At 71.7% G+C, this 22,152-nt stretch carries 21 protein-coding genes; 10 read left to right on the forward strand and 11 right to left on the reverse strand.

Going from position 1 to position 22,152, the window contains the following annotated elements; genetic code table 11:
* Positions 1 to 41: 41 nt before the first annotated feature.
* A complete protein-coding gene (locus ACWGL3_RS00935) occupies positions 42 to 1,493 on the forward strand; it encodes an MFS transporter (RefSeq protein WP_452460622.1) in 1,452 nt (483 codons plus the stop codon).
* A 214-nt stretch (positions 1,494 to 1,707) separates the two neighbouring features.
* Here the strand turns inward: ACWGL3_RS00935 and ACWGL3_RS00940 are convergent, their stop codons facing one another.
* From ACWGL3_RS00940 to ACWGL3_RS00955, 4 genes are all read right to left on the reverse strand, one after another.
* Positions 1,708 to 1,881: a hypothetical protein gene (locus tag ACWGL3_RS00940; RefSeq protein ID WP_452460623.1), complete on the reverse strand. Its 174-nt coding sequence runs from the start codon at positions 1,879 to 1,881 to the stop codon at positions 1,708 to 1,710.
* A gap of 47 nt (positions 1,882 to 1,928) precedes the next feature.
* On the reverse strand, positions 1,929 to 2,807 hold the full coding sequence (locus ACWGL3_RS00945) for a patatin-like phospholipase family protein (protein ID WP_452460624.1): 879 nt from the start codon (positions 2,805 to 2,807) through the stop codon (positions 1,929 to 1,931).
* A gap of 68 nt (positions 2,808 to 2,875) precedes the next feature.
* Positions 2,876 to 3,802, reverse strand: a complete 927-nt coding sequence (locus tag ACWGL3_RS00950) for an oxidoreductase (RefSeq protein WP_452460625.1) — start codon at positions 3,800 to 3,802, stop codon at positions 2,876 to 2,878.
* A 41-nt stretch (positions 3,803 to 3,843) separates the two neighbouring features.
* Positions 3,844 to 4,287 carry an ester cyclase gene (locus tag ACWGL3_RS00955; protein WP_452460626.1) on the reverse strand — a complete coding sequence of 148 codons (444 nt, stop codon included), beginning with the start codon at positions 4,285 to 4,287 and terminating at the stop codon, positions 3,844 to 3,846.
* 184 nt (positions 4,288 to 4,471) lie between these two features.
* On the opposite strand from ACWGL3_RS00955, the gene ACWGL3_RS00960 reads away from it, so the two are divergent.
* Entirely contained in the window at positions 4,472 to 5,146 is a 675-nt protein-coding gene (locus ACWGL3_RS00960) for a TetR family transcriptional regulator (RefSeq protein WP_452460627.1), read from the forward strand.
* A 190-nt stretch (positions 5,147 to 5,336) separates the two neighbouring features.
* On the opposite strand, the gene ACWGL3_RS00965 is transcribed toward ACWGL3_RS00960, so the two are convergent.
* Positions 5,337 to 6,545: a methyltransferase domain-containing protein gene (locus ACWGL3_RS00965; RefSeq protein ID WP_344178084.1), complete on the reverse strand. Its 1,209-nt coding sequence runs from the start codon at positions 6,543 to 6,545 to the stop codon at positions 5,337 to 5,339.
* Positions 6,546 to 7,647: 1,102 nt separating this feature from the next.
* On the opposite strand from ACWGL3_RS00965, the gene ACWGL3_RS00970 reads away from it, so the two are divergent.
* From ACWGL3_RS00970 to ACWGL3_RS00980, 3 genes are all read left to right on the forward strand, one after another.
* Positions 7,648 to 7,962, forward strand: coding sequence for a hypothetical protein (locus tag ACWGL3_RS00970; RefSeq protein WP_352987109.1), 315 nt, complete (start codon positions 7,648 to 7,650; stop codon positions 7,960 to 7,962).
* Between the two features lie 345 nt (positions 7,963 to 8,307).
* Entirely contained in the window at positions 8,308 to 8,805 is a 498-nt protein-coding gene (locus tag ACWGL3_RS00975) for a hypothetical protein (RefSeq protein ID WP_344178078.1), read from the forward strand.
* A gap of 153 nt (positions 8,806 to 8,958) precedes the next feature.
* Complete coding sequence (locus ACWGL3_RS00980) at positions 8,959 to 9,384, forward strand: VOC family protein (protein WP_344178160.1); 426 nt, start codon at positions 8,959 to 8,961, stop codon at positions 9,382 to 9,384.
* 208 nt (positions 9,385 to 9,592) lie between these two features.
* Here the strand turns inward: ACWGL3_RS00980 and ACWGL3_RS00985 are convergent, their stop codons facing one another.
* From ACWGL3_RS00985 to ACWGL3_RS00995, 3 genes are all read right to left on the reverse strand, one after another.
* Positions 9,593 to 9,847 (reverse strand): hypothetical protein, encoded by a 255-nt coding sequence (locus tag ACWGL3_RS00985; protein WP_344178076.1) that lies wholly within the window; start codon positions 9,845 to 9,847, stop codon positions 9,593 to 9,595.
* A gap of 77 nt (positions 9,848 to 9,924) precedes the next feature.
* Positions 9,925 to 10,530 (reverse strand): hypothetical protein, encoded by a 606-nt coding sequence (locus tag ACWGL3_RS00990; protein WP_267944841.1) that lies wholly within the window; start codon positions 10,528 to 10,530, stop codon positions 9,925 to 9,927.
* Positions 10,531 to 11,406: 876 nt separating this feature from the next.
* Positions 11,407 to 14,181: an AAA family ATPase gene (locus ACWGL3_RS00995; RefSeq protein ID WP_452460628.1), complete on the reverse strand. Its 2,775-nt coding sequence runs from the start codon at positions 14,179 to 14,181 to the stop codon at positions 11,407 to 11,409.
* 202 nt (positions 14,182 to 14,383) lie between these two features.
* Between ACWGL3_RS00995 and ACWGL3_RS01000 the strand changes: the two genes are divergently transcribed.
* On the forward strand, positions 14,384 to 14,770 hold the full coding sequence (locus ACWGL3_RS01000) for a winged helix-turn-helix transcriptional regulator (protein WP_452460629.1): 387 nt from the start codon (positions 14,384 to 14,386) through the stop codon (positions 14,768 to 14,770).
* A gap of 61 nt (positions 14,771 to 14,831) precedes the next feature.
* Here ACWGL3_RS01000 and ACWGL3_RS01005 read toward each other — a convergent pair whose 3' ends face one another.
* Entirely contained in the window at positions 14,832 to 15,485 is a 654-nt protein-coding gene (locus ACWGL3_RS01005; protein ID WP_267944844.1) for a MarR family winged helix-turn-helix transcriptional regulator, read from the reverse strand.
* Between the two features lie 137 nt (positions 15,486 to 15,622).
* On the opposite strand from ACWGL3_RS01005, the gene ACWGL3_RS01010 reads away from it, so the two are divergent.
* From ACWGL3_RS01010 to ACWGL3_RS01025, 4 genes are all read left to right on the forward strand, one after another.
* Positions 15,623 to 16,594: an aldo/keto reductase gene (locus ACWGL3_RS01010; RefSeq protein WP_267944845.1), complete on the forward strand. Its 972-nt coding sequence runs from the start codon at positions 15,623 to 15,625 to the stop codon at positions 16,592 to 16,594.
* Positions 16,595 to 16,764: 170 nt separating this feature from the next.
* A complete protein-coding gene (locus tag ACWGL3_RS01015) occupies positions 16,765 to 17,868 on the forward strand; it encodes a Gfo/Idh/MocA family protein (RefSeq protein ID WP_267944846.1) in 1,104 nt (367 codons plus the stop codon).
* A 140-nt stretch (positions 17,869 to 18,008) separates the two neighbouring features.
* The gene (locus ACWGL3_RS01020) at positions 18,009 to 19,145 is read left to right on the forward strand and encodes an NAD(P)-dependent alcohol dehydrogenase (RefSeq protein WP_267944847.1); all 1,137 of its coding nucleotides are present in this window, start codon (positions 18,009 to 18,011) and stop codon (positions 19,143 to 19,145) included.
* An 82-nt stretch (positions 19,146 to 19,227) separates the two neighbouring features.
* The gene (locus ACWGL3_RS01025; protein ID WP_267944848.1) at positions 19,228 to 20,310 is read left to right on the forward strand and encodes an MBL fold metallo-hydrolase; all 1,083 of its coding nucleotides are present in this window, start codon (positions 19,228 to 19,230) and stop codon (positions 20,308 to 20,310) included.
* Positions 20,311 to 20,445: 135 nt separating this feature from the next.
* Here the strand turns inward: ACWGL3_RS01025 and ACWGL3_RS01030 are convergent, their stop codons facing one another.
* Both ACWGL3_RS01030 and ACWGL3_RS01035 read right to left on the reverse strand, forming a co-directional pair.
* A complete protein-coding gene (locus ACWGL3_RS01030; protein WP_452460630.1) occupies positions 20,446 to 20,967 on the reverse strand; it encodes a hypothetical protein in 522 nt (173 codons plus the stop codon).
* A 226-nt stretch (positions 20,968 to 21,193) separates the two neighbouring features.
* Positions 21,194 to 22,063, reverse strand: a complete 870-nt coding sequence (locus ACWGL3_RS01035; protein ID WP_267944850.1) for an alpha/beta fold hydrolase — start codon at positions 22,061 to 22,063, stop codon at positions 21,194 to 21,196.
* Positions 22,064 to 22,152 lie beyond the last annotated feature (89 nt).

Below are 22,152 nucleotides of genomic sequence, written 5' to 3' on the forward strand. Positions count from 1 at the left end.
TCCAGGACGAAACTGCCGACCACGCCGCAGGGGCGTGCGTCATGACCTCGGCGTCATCCCTCACCGCGATCGCCGGCCGCCGTCGGCTGGCGCTGTTCCTGCTGTGCTTCGTGCAGTTCATGCTCGTCCTGGACGACACGGTGGTGAGCGTCGCCCTCCCCAGCATCCGGCACGAGCTCGGCTTCGGCGCCGCGGGTCTGGCCTGGGTGGCCAACGCGTACTTCCTCGCCTTCGGCGGGCTGCTGCTGCTGTTCGGCCGTGCGGCCGACCTGCTGGGCCGACGGCGCGTCTTCCTCTGCGGCGTGGCGCTGTTCGGTGCGGCGAGCCTCGCCTGCGGACTGGCCCAGGAGCCATGGCAGCTCGTGGCCGGACGGTTCGCCCAGGGGGCGGGCGCGGCCATGGCCGGCCCGGCGGCGCTGTCCCTGATCACACTCCTGTTCCCCGGCACCGAGGAGCGCGCCGGGGCACTGGGCATCTGGGGAGGCATCGCGGGTCTGGGCGGCACGATGGGGCTGGTCGTCTCCGGTGTGCTGACCGACCTCACCTCCTGGCGCTGGATCTTCCTGATCAACCTGCCCGTGGCCGCTCTGGCCCTGGTGCTGCTCCCCCGCGTGGTCCCCGAGAGCCGGGCCGCCCGCCGAGCACGCCTGGACGTACCAGGTGCGGTACTGGGCACCGGCGCCGTCGTGTCCCTGGTCTACGGTTTCCTCCGGGCCGGGGAGGCGGGCTGGGGCGGCACGGCCTTCGTGGGACCGCTGCTCCTCGCCGTCGCCTTGGCGGCGGCGTTCCTCGTGGTCGAGTCGCGTACGGCCGAGCCGCTGGTGCCGTTGTCGTTCCTGGCCTTCCGGCCCCGTGCCGTGGCCAACGGCACGGCCCTGCTGTTCTCCGCCGCTTTCTACGCGATGGCCTTCCTGCTGATGGTCCACCTGCAGACCGTTCTCGGCTACGGCCCGCTCAAGGCGGGTGTCGCCTACCTGCCCTACGGCGCCGGAATCCTCGTGGGCCTGTGGCTCTCCTCCCGCGCGGTGCTCAGGTTCGGGATGCGCCGCACCCTGATCGTGTCGTTCCTGATCAGCGCGGCCGGTCTGCTTCTGTTGTCCGGCGTGGCGCCGGATGACGGTTACGCGTCCGGTGTGCTTCCCGGCCTGCTCGTCACGAGCCTCGGGTGCGGCCTGAGCCTGCCCGCCCTGGCCGTCGCCGCGGTGACTGGCACCACCGAGGAGAACGCCGGCCTGGGCGCGGCTCTCTTCAGCTCCGTCCAACAGGTGGGCGGTGCTGTGGGCCTGGCGGTGCTGGTCGCCCTGGCCGTGCACCGCAGCGACGCCCTCACCGGCGCGGTCGGCCCGTCGCTCGCCGCGACGGAGGGCTTCTCGTTCGCGCTCGTCGCCGCCGCCGTGCTGCTCGCGCTCGGCGCCGCCCTCATCGCCATGCTGCTCGGGAGCCGCCACCCGGGATCCGTCGACACCGGCCAGACCCCGGCACAGCAGGGGTAGCCGCCTGCGGCCGCTCCATTCCGACTCCACGGACCCGTGTCCCCGGTCCTCGTCCGGGCCCGGGGCTCCACGACAAGACCACCACCCGAGTGCTTGCCCAGCCGGCTACGGATGAGGTCGCAGGGGGCCAGCCCAGCCAGGCGGCCACGGTCACCGGGGAGCTGATCACGGTCGTGATGGCGGCGTGCGCTCCCCTGGCGGTGGGCGGAGCCCTCTACGCGGGGGTGGACCCCCGGGACACGGAGCACACGATGGGGTTGGTTCCCAAGGCCGTGGAGACCGTGCTGGTGGTGGGCGCCCTGTGGTCGGCGTACTGGATCGCGGTGCAGTTCGTCGTCCGACCCGACCTCAGCCCGGTGCCGGCCCGCCAGGGACTGGATGATCGCACCGCGCTCCACGACGACCCCCTGCTTCGACAGCCGAGTGGGGTGTCCCTCACAGCAGCGCCGCGACCTGTGGGGCAGCTCTGCGGCCGTCCTCCAGGCCGATCCGGGCGGCGCGGGGGCGCAGTCGTTGGTCGAGGAGTTCTCCGGCGACCTCGGTGAAGTCCGGGCCGTCGGTGATCCTCACGATGCGTAGACCCTGCCGTTCGAGCTCGTCGAGTTCCGCGTCTTCGGCCACGTTGGCGAGTGCCCCCGCTCGAGGGCCGATGAAGATAATGGCGTCGAGGTTCTTCTCCTCGGCCAGCGCGGCGGCGCCGGGAAGGCGGGGGGCGTCGCAGTAATGGGCGCCGTCGAATCGGACCGGTGGGAAGAAGCCGGGTACGGCGCAGGAGGAAGCGACGGCTGTGGCCAGGTCAATGCCGTCGCTTCGTGTCCACAACACGGTCTCGCCGGTTTCACAGCGCACGCTGGTGATGCGCAGGTCGCCCTCCGGCCAGATCGAAAGCGGCAGCAGGGACCGGAACAGGTGCACGGCCGCGTCTTGGTCCAGGTCGCGTGTGGCGGCCATGGCGAGACGACCGATGGCGCGGGCGCGATCGATGCCCGGTCCTTCGGGGGAGAGCATCAGGCGCATGATGTCCGGTGGAACCGCGCTGGTGCCGCCACCGGTGTCGGTGGTGGCGCCGGGGGTTGGTTCGGGGAGCGGTGCCGGTGACGTGAGCAGGGCGCCGCTCTGTTCGGCGCGGGCGCGCTCGACCAGGTCGACTCCGCCCATGGCCATCGTCGCGACGTAGGCGCCGGCCGATGTGCCGACGGCGACCGAGCAGGCCGAGGGGGTGAATCCCGCGTGCTCGCACAGGGCGGCGAGCACACCGGTCTCCCAGGCGATGCCGACCAAGCCGCCTCCGCCGAGGATCAGTCCGGTGTTCATGTCCAACTCCTTGCGTGGGTGGGGGTGTCGGTCGAGGGTGTGCTTCCCACCTGCCGACCCTTGGGGGTCTAGGGGGCTGTTTCGGCCCCGGGGTGGAAGGGGACTCCGGTGAGCTGCTCGCTCACCGCCCACAGCCATCTGCCCTGCGCGGGGTCGTCGGCGCCCGTGGGGAGCTTGGCGGGCTTGGGGGTGCCGGAGGTCTGGTCGCGTCCGGCGGGGCCGATGAATTCTCCGGAGGTGACGCGCGTACTGGTCGCCGCGTACAGGGAGGGCCAGGCCGCGCCCTCGGCCGAGCCCATGAGCAGGCGTGCGGCGATCGGGGTGACCAGGCGGCTCAGAGCGTCGCTGCCGTGCTGCTGCAGTCCGGTCATCGCCGACCCCGGGTGGACGACGAGCGCCTCGACGGGGCTGGCTGCCGTGCGGCGCGCGAGTTCGAGGGTGTAGACGATGTTGGCGCGCTTGGACTTGGCGTAGGCGCCCATGGCGCGGTAGCCCTTCTCGCTCATCAGGTCCTCGAGCCTGCCTGTCGGCCACCGCGCCGCGATGGCGCTGACGGTGACCACGCGCGGCGCGGACGAGCGGCGCACGGCGGGCCAGACCTGGGCGTCGAAGGCGAAGTGGCCCAGGTGGTTGGTGCCGACCGTCATCTCGAAACCGTCGCGTGTCAGCCGGCGCTCGGGCAGGTTCATCACGCCGGCGTTGTTGAAGAGCAGGTCGACCGTCTCGGTCTCGGCGATGCGCGTGGCGGCGTCGCGGACGGAGGAGAGGTCGGACAGGTCGAGCAGCAGTGTGTCGACCCGGGCCCCGGGAGTGGAGGCGCGCACGGCCTCCGCGGCCTGGTCCAGCTTGGCCTGGCTGCGTCCGGCCAGGATGACGCGGGCCCCGTGCCGGGCCAGGACGCGCGCGGTCTCGAGCCCGATCCCGCTGCTCCCGCCGGTGATCAGCGCCGTGCGGCCGCTCTGGTCGGGGATGCTGTCAGGCGTCCAGTGGTTCATCTCTGTGGTTCTCCGCCGGTTCGTTGTGTGCTGCGCGCGGGTCATGCGGCGCTCGGAAGGGTCGTGATGCCGAGCTGGAAGAGCATGCCGAGGATGTCCTCGGCGAAGGTGGCTTCGGCGATCTTGTGGTCCTTGATGCGGTACACGGCGGTGCCCAGCCATCGGGCGTGCCTGCCGGTGGGAGCGGTGCCCATGAATGCGCCGGTGTGGGTGCCGCTGTTGGTGAACAGCAGCACGACGGTGTCGCCCTGCGCGACGACCTGGATGACGTCCAGGTGCATGCCGGTGAAGGCGCCGACGGCGTTGGCCGCCATGAAGTTCTTGTAGGCGTCGATGCCGTGGTGCTCACCCAGGCTGCCGCCGCGCCAGATCATGTCGTCGGCCCAGAGCTCGTCGATCGTGTCGAGGTCGCCTCCGTTGACGACTTCGTCGACGAAGCGTCTGACGACCGCGATGTTCGCTTCGGTGCTTGCGGCGGGGCTCATGGTGTTCTCGCTTTCAGGGGGTGCCGCGACAGCCCCTTGTGTAAGCAGGAAACTACTCACAGTGGTGCGCGGAGCAGCCTGAACGGCGACCGGCTGCCCGGCCAGGAGGTCTTCTGTGGCGCGCCCCCAAGTTAAGGGACCGGTGGTCTGATGTCAAAAGACCGGCAGTCTGTATCCTTGGGGCATGACGAACTTCCAGCGTGCGCGCAGTGAGGAGCAGCGCGAGATACGGCGCCAGGCCATCCTCGACACCACCGCGACCATGCTCGAGGAGATGCCCGCCAGTGCCGTCAGCCTCAACGAACTGAGCCGCCGTGTCGGGCTGGCGAAGTCCAACGTGCTGCGCTACTTCGAATCCCGCGAGGCGATCCTGCTGGAGCTGCTCGACCGTGCCTGGCAGCAGTGGATCGCCGACCTGCCCGTCCTCCTCGACGCCGGCATCGACCAGGCGGCGTCCGTGGACCGGCGTACGGAGCAGTTCGCCACCGTCATCGCGGGCTCCCTCGCCGAGCGCCGGGTCCTGTGCGACCTGCTGAGCGCGCAGGCGGGGGTGCTGGAGCACAACGTCTCCGCCGAGGTGGCCGCCCGCTACAAGCGCGCGGCCGTGGCCAACGTCGCCGAGATAGCGGCGTTGGCCCACCGGCACCTTCCCGAGCTGGGCAACAGCGCACCGCAGCTGATCGCGGCCATGATCATGGCCATCGGTGCCGTGTGGACGCACTCCCGCCCCTCCGAGGCGATGCTCGCCGCCTACCAGGCCGACCCGTCACTCACCGCGTTCAAGCTGGACTTCGTGACTGCTCTGCAGGAGATGCTGGCCACCCTCACCGCGGGCACCATCGCCCGCGCCTCCCTTTAACCCACCCGTGCCGGAGCAACGTCGCGGACGACACGGACGTCAACCTTCTCGCAGCCCGGGCCGTCACAGGGCGGTGAGGGTGCGTACCGTCGCCACGGTTTCGCTACACCGGAGACCAGTTCACAGGGTGCGGGCCTCCTCGCGTTCGAGGCTCCCCCACCTCGCACACAAGTGCGTTAACACGTTGCAGTCAGGATCGGTGCGACCAGGTTCTGGGCCCCTGCGGGGTCGGTACCGGGCGGGCGGGTTCGTCGAGCCACACCCGGTGGCCCTCGGGTCCCACGCTCACCCCGAACCGTTCCCGGCCGGGGCCTCCCTGTGCTTCCCACCATCGGTGGGCGGTTTCGGCCTCGTCCCACAGGTGGCGGGAGCCGGCCTGCTCGACCGCGTACTCCGCGGCGCCCGGAACGAAGTCCACCGACGCCCACGAGCCGCGGGTGTCGTAGAGCCACAGCGTGTACTCCCCGGACCCGTCCCGGGCGTGGAAGAGGGCCTTCGCCAGGTGGGGCACCATCGCGCCGACGGCGAACTCGGCTCCACCGCACGGTTCGGCGAGGACCTGCGGGTCGACCTGCGTCGCGGATCGTCTGACCGGTGCGTCGAAGTCGACGTGGTCGGACCAGGCGCCCTTCGCCGAGCGCTGCTCGCGCAGCCACATGAACGGGGCCTCGCCGATCGGCCGGCCCGACGCGGTCCCGTCCTGGCCCACCTCCAACCTCAGCAGGACCGTGGCGGCGTAGTCGTTGCCCCACGGGGTGACGACCAGGCCGCCGGGCCGGGTCTGCTCCACCCAGGCATAGGGGATGCGCTTGGCGGCCACGGTCGCCAGCACGCGGTCGAACGGCGCGGCCCCGGGCACATCCAAGGCGCCGTCGCCGCACACCACGGTCGGCTTGAACCCCGCGTCGGCCAGGGCCGCGCGGCCCTGCTCCGCCAGGTGCGGGTCGACCTCGATCGTGGTGACGTTCTCCGCGCCCAGGCGTGCACTGAGCAGGGCCGCGTTGTAGCCGGTGGCGGTGCCGATCTCCAGCACCCGCATGCCGTCCTCGACCTGCAGGGCCTCCAGCATCAGTGCGACGAGGGAGGGCTGGGAGGCCGAGCTGGTGGTGTAACGGCCCCGCCCGTCCGCTCCGGCCGGGGTGCCGTCGTCGACCTGGGTGGGCAGGGCGAAGTCGGCGTAGGCGTTCTCCCACCAGTAGGGGTCCTGGCGGCCGACGGGGACCATCCACCCGTCGTCGCGGGCGCCGTCGTCGGCCCAGATCGGGTCGGGGAGGAACAGGTGGCGGGGCACCTCGGCGAAAGCGGCCCGCCACCGCTCGTCGGTGAGCGCGCCGATCTCCTGAAGGTGGTCCAGCAGGGCGGCCAGTCGCTCGTCGACGTCGAAGCCGGGGGGAGGCACTACTTACCGCCGCCCGGTTTCTGGCCGCCTCCGCCGTGGGGACTGGGCTTCTGCCCGTCCTGCTCCCACTTGGGGCCGTCCTTCTTGTCCTCGCTGTCGGGCTTGCCGTGACTGCCCATGCGCGCTCCTCGGGTGGTCCTGAGAAGACGGTAGCCCGGCGTGCACGTACCGTCACGACGGTTGGCCGGAACCGGACTGGTGGTTTCGGCGCGAACGAGGGTTGGAACATCACGGAAGGGCCCGGCACCAAGAGAGCTCGGCCTGCTCATCCGTCGGCTCCGAACTCCTCTCACGCACGGACCATGTCCACCGGAGCGGCAGCGAGGCCGGAGCCACGGGGTGGGTCCCCCCGGCCGAACGGCGCGCGTGGCTGCGCGATGCGGGCCTGGGAGATCTCCCCGACGCGGTATCGCGCCGACAGTTTCCACCGCCCAAGCGCCAGCGGACGGGCGCCGAGCGGGTTCTGCGGACCGGGGCAGAGCGTGGAACGCGGCCGCTCTGCTGATCGTCGCCATCGGCCTCCTGGTCTGGCACGTGGCGCAGAACCCGCTCGCGGGTACCTACCCCCCGTGGACCATTCTGTCCTGCAGCCTGGGCCTCGCACTCGCGGCGCTGTTGATGACCACGCCCCCGGCCGAGCTGTCATCGCTCGCCGGGTACTCCTCACTGCTGGACCGGCACACCATCGAAGCGTTCAGGCTGGCCGGTTTCCCCACACTCCCCCTTGTCATCGTGGTCCTGGTCGTGGGCCTGCTGGAGGGTCCGCTGAACGTGGTCTCTGCCCGTCCAGGTGAACAGGGTTCGGGAGCGTTCGGCCTGGCGCAGCCCGTCATAGAGAGGCACCAGTTCAGTGCCCTGAGCGCACCGAGCAGCCCCCGGCCAAGGACGACTGAGACCACGAAGCCCCCCACGCGACGGTCTCGCGCTCTACACGAGCAGGCAGAGCTGACCGACGACGAATAGCTCCTCCAGCCCTCTTCCGCGCAGGGTGGCCGCGTCCGGTCATGGCCACACCTGGACGCTCATGAGGCCTTGGCCGATCCGACTCATGGCGCGCATGCTGTCCTCGTCCTGTTTACCTTTGGCACAAGGAGTTCTCGTCATGCTTGGGAAGACGACTTCAGCAATCGCCGCCAGCGCGCTGGCGGCGGCCGGGCTTCTGGCCTGGTCCACTCCCGTCGCCGCTGAGACAGCTCCGCAGGCCGCCGCGGCGGTCCCCAACTGCGTTACCACCAGCCTCAACGACAGCGGAGCTACGGACTATCTGACGGTGTACAACGATTGCGACGACAACCTTCGTATCAAAGTCCTGCTGGCCTACGGCCCCGATTTCTCCTGCACAACGATTGCCGCGAACGGTCGGATGAGCTACCAGTGGCCGTGGCCCAGCAGGTTCGACGGCCTCCAGGAATGCTAGAAGGCCTGATTCCCCCGAAGCTACGGGCAGCCGACGCGCTGAGGTCCGCCGTGGCCCCCCAGCTGCGGCGCCTGCTCGACCTGGCCGCCCAGCTCCACCCCTGACACCAGCCCCGCCCTCCACCCTCGCGTGGAAGGCGGGGCTTTCTCGTGCGCGGCTGCAGTGTCCCCAGGCTCTTACGCGATGAACCCGCCGCGCGGCGGGTTCTGTCGCAGGTCACCTCAGCCCGCCCGGCCGCCAAGACGACCCTGACCACCCCGCCCCGACTCCCCGAGGTCCAGGAGGACCACTGCAGGATCTGGTGGGAGACCCCGTGTCGTGCTCAGAACGGGGTCTCATAGAGGCATGGATCTCTCCCTCCTCGACGCCTGGAACCTGTGGTGGTCCGGGCAGCAACTCACCGGCCACACCCTGTACGGCGTGCCCGTGCTGTGGTTGGGCAGACTCGGGAAACTGCTCGCGTTCCTCGCCGGTACCACCATCCTCCTGGACGTCATCGGCCCGGCCCGGCTGATGACCTGGGGGCGCGCCCTTCGTACCGAGCGCGAAGGCCCGTACTTCATCGTCGGACTGCTCGGTGTGGTGCTGCTCGGGTTGTTGCTGCTCATCGTGGCGGTCGCACTCGTACCGAGCGCTGTGGCGGGACGATGGGGGGCGCCCCTCCTCATCGCCCTGGCCGTGCTCGCGGTCTACCCCACCGTCTGGCTGTTGCTGCTCCACGGGCCGTCCGCGGTGGCCGGCTTCGGGGCCCTGTTGGAGCGGCCCCGCTTCGAGCGAGCGGTACGCGTCATCGCGGTCCCGCTGTTCCTGCTCGGGTTCGCCCTGGATTACCTCGCCTCCTAGGCAGGCACCCCGGGAGCGGTGAGGGTCTCAAGGCAGGCCTCTGGGAACTCAGCCCGTTTCCGGGTGTCGAGAACGCGGCGCCGGCTCCGTCCCGGGTACACCTGGGCACGCCGGGCCACGCGACGAAGGAGAACCACCATGACGATTCAGCGGATGGACAACGTCGGCATCGTCGTCGACGACCTGGAGGCCGCCATCGCCTTCTTCACCGAACTCGGCATGGAATTAGAGGGCAGAGCGCAGATCGAGGGCCCCTGGGCGGACCGCACCGTCGGACTCGACGGCGTCCGCTGCGACATCGCGATGATGCGCACCCCAGACGGGCACGGACGTCTTGAGCTGGCAAAATACCACTCCCCCGCGCCGATCGGCGCCGGTCCGCACAACCCGCCGCACAACACGCCGGGCATGCATCGCGTCATGTTCGCCGTCGACGACATCGAGGACGTCGTTGCCCGTCTGCGCACTCACGGCGCCGAACTCGTCGGTGAGCTGGCCCGGTACGGGGACAGCTACCGGCTCTGCTACGTCCGCGGCCCCGCGGGGATCATCGTCGGGTTGGCCGAACAGCTCGGTTAGCGATGGCACGGGCACCGTTGCGCGAACGCGTGACCAGGCGTTCCCGCTTCCGACCGACCCGATCGGCGGATCCCCGATAGGATCACGCCTTGCCGATCACCACCCGCCGGCGGGGTCCCGGCGGGGTGCCCCGGGTTTCCTGGCAGGACACAGGGGGCACCACGCCGGTCGCGGGCGCTCCGGCCGCTCGGCCCGGAACGGTGTCCGGTCACTCCTGCACGGTGATGTTCACCTGCAGGGTCGAGCGGTCGGAGTCGCTCCCGGGCGTCGGCCGGGCGGACGTGTACCACTGGCCCACGCCGACCGCCAGCGCCGCGGCCGCGATCACCACTCCCAAGGCCGTGAGCAGGAGCATCCTCGTGTTCCGCCGGGCCTCCTCGGCGGCCGGACCGTTCTCGGCGGAGCAGCACTCCGCCCTCTTCCGGGCGCGTCGGCCCCGCGCCCCGTCCCGGTTGTCGGACACCTGTCCCTCTGCCTTTCCTCGCACGCGAGACCTGGGCCTTCTCCGCTGGGGCCGACGGGCCCCGTCCCCCCGCACCGTCAGTCCTTCGGCGGGAGCAGGATCATGGTGGGGCGCTCCTCGCCGTTCTGGTCCAGGCGCCGCCATGCCGTCACCCACCGCTGGAAGTCCTCCTCGGACCCTCCGCACGCGACCACGAACGCGTTGAGCACGGAGTACTTGGGGAGCTGGTCACCGCGCAGCGTCGCGCAGAAGGCCGCCGCCGAGCAGAACTCCACCCGGCGGTTCATCTCCCGGAACGAGGGCTCCCCCGCCCACCGCCGGTAGCGGCGCATGGTCTCGATGAACTCGGCGGGGGTCGCGGCCAGGAGCGGGTCGGGCTTGAGGTCGTGGCCCGGAAGGTCCGGCACGGCCTGCGGCCGGCGGCGCGCCCCGGCCGCGGAACCGTGGGAGGAGCGCTCGCCGACGACGAGCACCTCCACGCTGCGGCCGGTCCGGGTGCGGGGCTCCTCCGGGGGCGTCACGGAGACCACCGGGACCACGGGGACCTCGCCCCACAGCATTCCCTCGGCGTCCACGCGGACCCGGCGCGGCAGGGCGTCGGGAACGACTTCGTAGCCGTATTCGGGGCGGTAGCGGAACAGGGACTGCTGGGGGCCGCTCTCGGGCTGGCGCCGCTGGTTCATCGGCCGGCCTCCGCCCCGTGCGCGACGGGGGCGGTGCCCCCGGTCCGGCCGCAGGCGCACAATGTGCCTGTGGATGTGGTGCCCCTGTGAAAGATGAAGCGAATCATGGGCTCAACAACCCTTTCGTGAAGGATTTTCCTCTTCGACTGGACCGGAACACACCCGCTCATAGCGGAAAGAAATCGCGACAGATACCCCGGAGACGTCGCGATCGAGAGGTGGATGCCCGTGAGGTGTCGATGTGGGGAAAAGTACCTCAAGTCGAGGAGGAAGCGGCATGGGGGAGAACAGGGTATGCCCGATTGAGTGCCTAATATGAACCAATGAGTCTGATGCGCCCACACGTCGGAATCGCGTTCCCAGGCGTTCAGAAACGTTCAGGAACGTTCACAGGTGAGATCTACTCGTTCGTAGGCTTTTAAACGCGGAACGCCGGGTACAAAACGCCATGCGCGGATCAGAACAAGTTTCTCAGTTCCGGTCACGCGCAAACCAGGTTATCGGAATTCTGAAACCTGGGAGGGCGACTCGACTGGACACCGGGGAGCGAGGAGTGGAGACCTTCGCGCCCCGTTCGAGAAGGTGCCCCCGGCGCCGCCTCCGGTAGGTCCCCCCGAGCTACCGGAGGCGGCCCGAACCCCCGGCGACCACCGTCCCGGCGTCGTCCGGCCCGCGAACGGCTTCGGCAGCCCCCCACAGCGGTGCCCTGTCCGCCGGGGCCGGCCCCGGACACGACGAAGCCTGACGAGCTGGTGCGTGATAGCGGGTGAGGCATGGTGCCCCGTCCGTGGTGCTTGTCAGATGTTCGCGATGCGGTCGCCCCCGGGCAGCAGGCGCCACAGCGCCCGACCGCGGCGCCCCACACACCGGCGCGGCTCAACCCGGCTCCGGGCCGCCGTGGGTGCGTTCCAGCTCGGACCGCGCGGTGATGCCCAGCTTGGCGAACACGTTGCCGAGGTGGTGGCCCACGGTGCGGTGACTGATCCGCAGCTTCGCGGCGATCTCACGGTTCGTCATCCGCTGAGCGGCCAGCCGGGCGATCCTGTGCTCCTGGGCGGTGAGTCGGACGTCCTCTCCGGCGTCGGAGCTCCCCCGGCCGCCCGGGGGGCCGGTGAGGTCCCGTTCACGCCGCGCGCGCCGGCTCAGCGGCTCGGCCCCCAGGCGGTCGAACACCTCCAAGGCGCTCCCGAGGTGGACACGCGCGTCGGTCCGCCGACGGCCCCGCCGCAACCACTCGCCGTAGAACAGCTGGGTGCGGGCCCGCAGAAGAGGTTGCGATCGTGTGCCGTGCACGTCGAGCGCGGTTCGGAAGGCGTCCTCGGCGCGGGGTCCGCCCAACAGTGCCTCGGCGGCGTGCGCGGAGGAGCACGCCCACGGCGCTCCGGTGCGCCGCGCCCAGGCGTGCAGCCGCCGCACCCGTTCCTCGGCGACGTCGAGCCGTCCCACGTGCACAGCGGCCTCGGCGGTGTCGAGCGCGGCCAGCAGCGCGAAGGTCGGGTGCATCGCGCCGTGTCCGGGGTCGGCCAGGCGCAGGAGGGTGTCCAGCGCTTCCCCGGGGCGCTCCTGGAACAGGCTCGTCATGCCCTTGATCCAGTAGGACGCCGCGCTCACCGCACGGCTTCCCCGGGGGAGCGCGGTCCGTAGCACGCGGTCGGCGGCCTCGGCGGCCCGGTGCTCGTCACCGCGCACGGCGGCGAGCCAGCCCAGGCAGTTGCGGCAGTGGGCGGCGATCTGGTCGGCGCCCACGTCCTCCGCAAGCCGCAACCCTTCCTCGGCCGCGGACTCCGACTCCGCCCAGCGGCCGGCGAAGCCGTCCAGCGTCGCGGTATGGGCCAGGACGTCGGCGAGCCGGGCCGGTTCGAAACGCCGCCGCAGGTGCGGCGCTCGGCGGCGCAGCGCGTCCCCCGTCGCCGTGTCGATGCCCCAGACCACAGCGAGAGGAGCAGGCGGAAGCAACCGCAGCGGCGTCCTCCGCGCCCGGGAGAGGGCGTCGGCGAAACCGGTCGCGTCGGCCGGCGCGGTGTCGGCGGCCGGGTCGTCGCTCCACCAGGCCAGGAGGACGGGCAGCCCGGCCCGCTCCTCGACGTCGAGTTCCAGCAGCGACTCCAGAGCCCCGGCCGCCAGATCGCTGCGTCCGGCCGCCCAGCCGGCGCGCATGGCCGTGGTGCCCAGCTCCAGCGCCGTACCCGGGTCCTCGACCAGCTCCATGTCGGTGGTCAGGTAGTGGTGGGCCAGTTCGGGGGCGCCGCGGGACGACTCGATGACACCCCGCAGGCCCAGGCTGCAGCGGGCGATGTGGGTCCCCGGGGCCAACCGCTCCGCGTCGTCGAGCAGGCGCTCCGCGGTGGTCGCCCACCCGGCGTCCCAGGCGGCCCGTGCGGCTCCGGCGAGCCTCCGGGAGGCGTCGATCGGCGCCGGGGAGAGTTCGGCGGCCCGCCGCAGCGCCCGTGCCTCCGCCTCCATGGCACCGCGGAGCCGGGAGCGGGCCGCGGTCCGTTCGAGCAGTCCGGCGACGTCCTCGTCGTGGTCGTGTGCCGCGGAGGCGAGGTGCCAGGCGTGCTCCTCCGATTCGTCCGGCAGCGCGGCGGCCAGGGCCTGGTGCGCCCGCCGCCTCTCCGCGGCACCGCAGCACTCGTAGACGGCTCTGCGCACGACGGGGTGGCGAAACCCCACTCGGTCGCCCCTCACGCGCAGCAGGCCCGCGTCCGCCGCCTCGTCCCAGGCGGTGTCGTCGATGCCGAAGGCGCGTCCGGCCCGCCGCACCACGAGCAGGTCACCGTGGTCCTCGGCCGCCACGAGTACGGTGAGCAACCGCGCCGGGGGGCTCAGGGCCTCGATCGCGGCACGGAAGGCGCGACACAGCCGCGGTCCGACGGGCGGCCGCAGCCGGCCGGGGAGGGGTTCGACCTCGTCGGGGCCCCAGTCGGCCCCGACCGACTCCAGCAGCGCCAGGGGGTTGCCCCCCGCTTCCTCGACCGCCGCCCGCACCACGGCCTCGTCGGCGCGCGGGGCCACGGTCGTGTGAAGGTGGCGGGCGCTCTCCTCGGCGAGGCCCTCGACCCGCACGTCGGGGATGCCCTCCCACGGCCGGGCGGCCGGGTCGCCGTGGTCGGCCACCAGCACCACCACGGGATGCGCCGCCACACGCCGGACGAGGATGCCCAGACACCGCGCGCTGGCTGCGTCGAGCCACTGCGCGTCGTCCAGCAAGACGAGGACGGGCCGCTCTTCGGCGATCGCGCAGAGCAGCGACAGCACGGCCGCCCCCACCGGGAGAGGGTTCGCCGACGCCGTACCCGCTTCGAGTGCGGTACGCAATGCCGCGCCCCTGTCCGTCGGCAGCGACCCCGTCCGCGCGGCCACCGGTCGCAGCAGCCCGTGCAGCCCGGCGAAGGGCAGGTCCGACTCCGACCGGGTGGCCCGGTGGCCGAGCCGGACGAAGTCCGCGGCCCGGTCGTGGGCGTAGCGCAGCAGGGTGGACTTGCCGATGCCCGGTTCGCCCCACAGCGCGAGGGCGCCGCCCCTACCGCCGCGTGCCCCCGAGAGAAGCCCGTCGAGGGCCGCGGTCTCCTCCTGGCGGCCGATCGGCTCCGCCGTTGCCGGGAGAACCCCGGCTTCGGCGGTGTGCGTGTCGGAAAGCGGCGGTTTCATGGCGCTCGATCGGCGGTGAGGGGCTCGCGAGCGGCACCGGCGGGCGGGTGCGGTCCGTGTCCCGGCGAGTGTCCCCGGTTCATGGCGATTCCCGACAGATGGGATGCGTGTTCATGGTCCAAGACTGCCCAACAGCTCCCTTCAGCAACAAAACAGACATGACTCGGTCAGCAAAGATGACCCTCTCCGGTACCCTGCCCGCATGGCCAGATCCCGACCGACCGACACGTCCGCGGCTCCCTCCGCACACGGTGGTGCAGCCGACGAATTCGAGTACATCGACGACGAGGTGTGCCGCAGCTTCCAGCGCTCGGTCGAGATCGTGGGCAAAAAGTGGACCGCCTCGGTGCTGCTGGCGTCCGTGCGGGGCGCCCGCAGGTTCGTCGAGTACCGCTCGTACGTTCCCGGCATCTCGAACCAGCTGCTGTCCCAGCGCCTGCGGGAACTGCAGGCCCACGGGCTGATCGACCGGACGGTCGTGCCGACCACCCCGGTGCAGATCCTGTACCGGCCCACCGAACGCGGGGCCGGGCTGATGCGCGTCCTGCACCCGCTCGTCGAGTGGAGCGTCGAGAACGACCGGGAGTGAGGGACCGTCACCGACGACCGGTGAGCCCCCACCCCCGGCCGTCCGGGACCGGGCGGCGGGGTTACCCGTGCGGCGGTGTGGGACCGTCCGCCCGGGATGTCGCTCCCTCCTCGGGAGCCGGTGCCGCTGAGCCGCTCTCGGATCGCCCGTGCTTGATGGCGGCCTCGACCGCGGTGCCGATACGGCGCAGCGCCGCGAGCTCCTGCGGCCCCAGGCCGTCGATCAGATACTCGCGGACCGCCGCGACGTGCCCCGGCGCCGCCGCCACCACCGCCTCGTGACCGGCCTCGGTCAGTATCGCGTCGGTGCGCCGACCGGCCCCCGGAACCCGGGCCCGTGTGAGCAGTCCGCGCTTCTCCAGCCGCCCCGCCACGTGCGACAACCGCGACAGCGACGCCGACGTGCGCGCGGCCAGCTCGCTCATGCGCAGGGTGTGCGCCGGCTGCTCGGAGAGCACCGAGAGCACCATGTACTCGAAGAAGGTCATCCGGGACTCGCGCTGCATCCGCGCGTCCAGCGCGGCCGGCAGGCTGATCATGAGCGCGGAGTTGGCCAGCCACGCCGCCAACTCGTCGGGCTCCAGCCACCGCGCCGGCGCAGCCGAAGGGGCGGGCCGTCCCGCGTGGAGATCCTCGCCGGGCTCCGCCCTCTCGGTCGTCGGCCCCTGGGACGCGTCCCGGTCCGACCCGTGCTCCCCCGCCGTGATTCTCGCCATGACCCCATCCTAACCGCCGTTGTTGACGGATCAAGTTGAGTCACGTAGAACTTGATGCGTCAAGTTCGCACGGCCCGGGGCACACCGGCACAGGTGCGCCACCGCGGACCGGCGACCCGTCCAGGAAGGACCACCGCATGCGGACCACATCGCTCGGCGGACTCCAGGTCTCGCGCATCGGCCTCGGCGTCATGGGAATGTCCGCGTTCTACACCGGAGCAGGCCGTGACGACGCCGCGTCGATCCGCACCGTCCAGAGGGCCGTGGACCTCGGCGCCACCCATCTGGACACCGCCGAGGCCTACGGGCCCTACGTCAACGAGGAACTCCTGGGCCGCGCGATCAGCGGCCGCCGCGACCAGGTCGTCGTCGCCACCAAGTTCGGCCTCGTCTCCCACACCGGCCGACCGGGCCCCGACAGCACCCCCGCCAACATCCGCGCGGCGGTGGAGGGCTCCCTGCGGCGTCTCGGAACCGACCGCATCGACCTGTACTACCAGCACCGCGTCGACCCCGGCACCCCCGTCGAGGACACGGTGGGCGCGCTGGGCGAACTGGTGGCCGCGGGCAAGGTGCGCCACATCGGCCTGTCGGAGGCGGCCTCGGCAACGATCCGCCGGGCCCACGCGGTCCACCCCGTGGCCGCCGTCCAGACGGAGTACTCGCTGTGGACCCGTGACGTCGAGGCCGACGTGCTGCCCGCTCTGCGGGAACTGGGGATCGGCCTGGTCCCCTATGCGCCTCTCGGGCACGGCTTCCTCACCGGCGGCATCCGCTCGCTGGACGGCCTGGACGCCAACGACTGGCGGCGTACCAACCCCCGGTTCACCGGCGGCAACCTCGCGCGCAACCTGCGCATCGTCGATGGGGTGAGCGGGGTCGCCGCGGAGGTCGGAGCCACGCCGGCGCAGGTCGCCCTCGCGTGGCTGCTCGCGCAGGGCGAAGGCATCGCTCCCATTCCGGGCACCAGGCGCGCCGACCGTCTCGAGGAGAACACCGCCGCCGACGGCCTGCGGCTCACCGGCGCCCAGATCACCCGGTTGAACGAACTGGCGCCGGCCTCCGGCGAGCGCCACGCCGCCGCCGACATGGCCGCCGTCGACCGCTGAGAAGGCGGCGGGGCGCGTACCGCCCCGCGCGCCCGCCGACCGAACCGGTCGGCTCCCGGGCGGTGGCGCGACGCCTCCGGGACGGCCCCACCACTTCCGCGCCCCGACAGCGGACCGGACCTACGGACCAGCCGTACGCCGGCCGCTCATCAAGAACGGAACCGCACATCATGTCGAACAGCCCGATCCGTGTCGGCGTCATCGGCGCCGACACCGAGGCGAGTTGGGCGGGGGCGTCGCACGTCCCCGCCCTGGCGGCGCAGCCGGAGTTCAGGTTGGCGGCCGTGGCGACCCGGCGCGAGGAGAGTGCGCGCCGCGCGGCCGAGGTGTTCGGCGCCGAGTCCTGGTTCGCCGATCCCTTCGAACTGATCGGCGACCCCTCCGTCGATCTCGTCACCGTGGCCGTCAAGGTTCCGGCCCACCGCGAACTCGTGCTGGCGGCACTCGCGGCGGGCAAGGCCGTGTACTCGGAGTCCCCGCTGGGCGCGACCGTCGCGCAAACCGAGGAGATGGCCGCGGCGGCGGGCCGACTGCACACGGCGATCGGCCTGCAGGGGCGGCACAACCCCTCGGTGCGCCGCGCCGGGCAGATCGTGGCGGAGGGCCGGCTGGGGCGACTGCTCTCGGCACGGGTCGCCGCGACGACGTTCGGCAACGGCCCGGAGTCGGTGAGCGCCTACGCGTACTTCGACAAGGCGGCGGCGGGAGCCGGTTTCCTGACCATCGCGGTGGGCCACGTGCTCGACGTGGTCGAGGCGGTCCTCGGGCGCGTCACCGAGATCGACGCGCGCACCGAACTCCTGTGGCCACGGGTACGGCTGACCGACACCGGCGAGATGTCGGTTCGGGAGACACCGGACCACCTCGACGCCGTCGTCAAGACCGCCTCGGGTGCGCCGGTGGGAGTGCAGGTCCTGGCGGGCGTACCCGCGGCGGACGCCCGCTTCAGCCTGGAGGTCCGCGGAACGGACGGCCGGCTGGCGCTGACCGGCGACCATCCCGCGGGTGTTCAGGTCGGCGACCTCGTGCTGACCTCGAGTGCGGAGTTCACGGCGCCCGACGCCCCCGTCGCCTCCGGCGCCGGCCCGACCGCCGCGGAGGTCTGGACGGGCGCCTCCGTCAACGTGGGAGAGGTGTATGCCGCTCTGGCCCGCGACATCAGGAACAGGACGTACGACACCCCGGGATTCGCGCACGCCGTCCACAACAGCCGACTGATCGCCCGGGTGGAACAGGCCGCGCGCACCGGCCTCCGGCAGCACCTGCGGCCGTGACCGATACGGCGACCGATTCGCGGACCCGAACGGCTGCCGTAGGTTCAGTCCCGCTCGAGGGTCTTTCGGCCCGCACCACACCGATTCCAGGAGTCGTCGATGAATGCTGTCCCCGGTCGCTTCGGCGTCGGCGGGGCCCTGTGAGCGGGCAACGCCGTACGACCACACCCGCGCTGGCCGCCGTGATCGAGAAGCAGGACGGGCCGTTCGAGTTCCGCGACGTCGAGGTCGAGGAACCCCGGCCCGACGAGGTCCTGGTCCGGATGGTCGCGACCGGGATATGCGCGACCGACGCCCACGTGCGGGCCCAGCGGATGGCGACACCGCTGCCCGTGGTGCTGGGGCACGAGGGCGCGGGGATCGTCGAACGCACGGGCAGCGCCGTCACCTCCGTCGCACCCGGTGACCACGTCGTGCTCTCCTACCACTCGTGCGGTCGGTGCAAGCCGTGCGTCTCCGGGCACGCGGCCTACTGCGACGACGTCTGGGCGGCGAACTTCGCGGGGGCCCGCCTGGACGGGTCGAACGGGCTGCACACCGCCGGTGGGCCCGACACCGGCCCCGAACCCCGCGGACACTTCTTCGGGCAGTCCTCCTTCTCCACCTACGCCCTCACCCACCAGCGCAACACCATCAAGGTGCCCGCCGACCTGCCCCTCGAGGTCATGGCCCCGCTGGGCTGCGGTCTGCAGACGGGCGCCGGGGCCGTGCTCAAGGCCCTCGCCGTTCCGGTGGGCGCGTCCCTCGCCGTGTTCGGCGTGGGCGCCGTGGGCCTGGCTGCGGTCATGGCGGCGCGCGTCGCGGGTGCGGCCGTCATCGTGGCGGTCGACGTCGACGCCGACCGGCTCGCACTCGCGCGCGAACTGGGAGCGACCCACACCGTCGACCCCGGGCTGGTCGGGGACCTGGCAGCCGAGCTCCGCGCGGTCCAGGAGCGCGGCATGGAGTACGTCCTGGACACGAGCGGCCGGGCGGAGAACCTCGACGCGGGTGTCGGCGCGCTGGCGCCCATGGGGCGGTTCGGCTTCGTGGCCTTCCACGAGGGCGGGGGCGCGGTGGTCGACGCGGGCCGGCTCACGATGGGCCAGTCGCTGCAAGGCATCATCCAGGGCGACGCGGTCTCGCCGCTGCTGGTCGACGAACTCGCCGAACTCTACCGGGCGGGCCGGTTCCCGATCGACCGGCTGCTGTCCTTCTACGACTTCACCGACATCAACACCGCGTTCGACGACGCGGGCTCGGGTCGGATCACCAAGGCGGTCCTGCGGTTCACGTGACCGGAACAGCGCGGCCGGTCGTGCGCCGCGCCGAGGACCGCATGTTCCACAAGAGCGAAGAGCAAGGAAAGGTATTTCATCCATGTGCCCCAGCGGCCAGAAAACCATCACCGCCGACAGCGCCCCGGACTTCTACGGCATCGACCACTACGGTTTCCCCCGGGTCGGGGAGGACGACCCCTCCGACCCCAAGGGTTACTACCCCCCGTATCTGCGGAGTGAGCGCTTCCAGAAGTACGGCTACCACGTGGAGGAACTGCGCGACGGCTTCTACTGGGTCACCAGCGCCGGTTACGACGCCGCGTTCGTGGTGACCGGCGAGGGCGTGGTCGCCATCGACGCACCGCCGACGCTGGGCGAGAACATGCTGGCGGCGATCGAGGAGGTCACCGACCAACCGGTGACCCACGTGGTCTACAGCCACTGGCACGCCGACCACATCGGCGCGGCCTCCGTGTTCGGTCCCGACGTCGAGATCGTCGCCCACCGCATCACCAAGGAACTCCTGGAGCGGTTCCCCGACCCCAAGCGCCCGGTGCCGACGCGCACGTTCGAGAACGACTACGTCCTCGACGTGGGCGGCGTGGAGCTGCACCTGTCCTACAAGGGCGAGAACCACTGCCCGGGGAACATCTTCGTCTACGCCCCCCGGCAGAAGGTGCTCACCGCTGTGGACATCCTGAGCCCGGGCTCCGTGACGTTCATGCACTGCGACGCCTCGCAGAACATCTCCGGCTGGTACGAGGCGCACTCCCAGATCCTCGAGTACGACTTCGACTTCTTCGTCGGCGGGCACCACATGCACTACGGCACCCGTGAGCAGGTGGAGCTGTGCGTGGAGTACTTCGCCGACGTGCTCGAAGGGGCCACCGCGGCGGTCGAGCGGTTCAGCGGCTCCGACGTGCTGGTCGGCATCCTGGCCGGCGCCGGCCAGGACAGGGTCTTCGTCGGCACGGAGAACTGGATCAGTTCCATGGCGAACTACACCACCCGGCACGTCCTGGAGAAGCGGACCAGTAACGGGCAGCTGTGGTGGGAGCGCCTGGCGGGCGCCACCACCCAGACCAAGTACCACGCCTACACCGTGCTGGAGTCGATCCGGTTGGAACGGCCCCGCCCCGACTACCGCATGCGCGGGACCAACCCCCCGCCCTTCCAGACCTGACGCGGCCGTGCACGACAGGTGTGCGGTTGGACGCGAAGAAGCCACGCCCTCCACAGGTGTGAAGGGCGGGCTTTCCCCTGAGCGGGTCGTCGTCCTGGGACGACGGGCCACGTCCCTCCTGGGCGAGGGGCCGGGTCACTCCGCCTCGGAAGGGGGCTCGTACCCGGGCGGAGGGTCGATCGGCTCCCCCTCCTCGTCGATGACCCCGGTGTCCAGGCACCACTCGCGTAGGACCGCCACCATTCCTTGAGGTGAAGCCTGGTCGGCCACCGCCTCCCGGGCCTCCGGGGTCGCCGTTGTCAGGAAATCGGCAGCCGTCCCGGCGTAGAGGTCGCCCAGCTCGGTCAAGGACGTGATGGTGCTGTCGACGTCCACACCGGGTTCCGCCGGCTCCACACCGGCGGCCACGTCCCACGACTCCGCGGCCATGCGCGCGTGCGTGCACGCCGAGATGGTGTCGATCTCCTGTTGCTCCAGGGCTTCCTGCGACAGGCCCTCGGGAGAGGGGGAGGTCGAGGCGTCGGCGGTGGGAGAGGGTTCAGGGTCGGGGGCCGTGTCCTGTCCGCCGCACGCGGTGAGGGCGAGGGCGAGGAGTGCGGCCGGGGCGCGGGAGGGGGCGCGGGAGGGGGCGCGGGAGGGGCATGGCCCCATCCTCACCGGGGAGGCCGGCGGGCGCAGGAGAACTCCGATTCCCGCCTCACCGGCGGGGGCGCGCCACTGTCCCGGCTTGGGCGGGGCCCTGGGACGGGCGTTCCCTGCCGTGCGCGCCGAGGGGCGCCGGCACGCACGGCGGGTGTCCGGGCGGCGCCGGCCGCCGTGGCCGCCCGGGGGCCGAGGAGCGTCACAGCCCGCGCCGGGGGCCGCGGCGTCAGACCCGCCCTGGTCACGGCAGCGTGCGGCCCAGGAAGTCCCGCATGTGGCCGACCACGGTGTCCAGGTGGCTCTCGAGCAGGAAGTGGCCGCCTCCGGGCACCAGGTGGATCTCGGCGTCCGGCAGGTCCCGGGCGAAGGCGCGCGCACCGTCGGGGCCGAAGATGAGGTCCCCGGCCCCCCATACGGCCAGGAGCGGGACGCGGCTCTCCCGGAAGTACGTGTGCAGCCGCGGGTACAGGGGCCGGTTGGCGGCGTAGTCGCGGAAGAGGGCGAGCTGCGCGAGGTCGTTGCCGGGGCGGCTGATGTCGCGGTGGTCGGCCGTCCAGGTGTCGGGGTCGACCAGTTCCGGGCGGTCCACGCCGTGGAGGTACTGCCAGCGGACGGCGTCGGGCCCCAGTGCGGCGCGGACAGCCGGCTCCGTGCCGGGTCCCGGGTCCTCGGCGTAGGCCCACAGGGGCGCCCAGAACTGCGGGACGAAGCCCTCCTCGTAGGCGTTGCCGCTCTGGGAGACCACCGCGGTGACCGCCTCCGGGGCGCGGAGCGCGAGCCGCCAGGCGATGGGGGCGCCGTAGTCCTGCACGTAGACGGCGTAGCGGTCGACGCCGATCTCGGCCAGGAGCGCCTCGGTGATGTCGGTGAGCGCGTCGAAGGTGTAGCTGAACGTGTCGGCCGGCGGGGTGTCGGAGTGGCCGAACCCGAGGTGGTCCGGGGCGATGACGCGGAACCGGTCGGCGAGCCGCGGGATCAGGTGGCGGAACATGCGCGAGCTGGTGGGGAAACCGTGCAGGAGCACCAGGGCCGGCGCCTCGCGGGGGCCGGCCTCCCGGTAGAAGACGCGGTGCCCTCGAACGGTGGCGTACTGGTGGCGGACCTCGACCATGACTAACCCTATCAATCCATTTTGGTGGTTATCGACACCCACAGTGGACCCCATTCGAGGTAACCTGTCAAGTGAACCAAGAGGGTTAG

It is taken from the genome of Nocardiopsis sp. NPDC055824, from assembly GCF_053616335.1.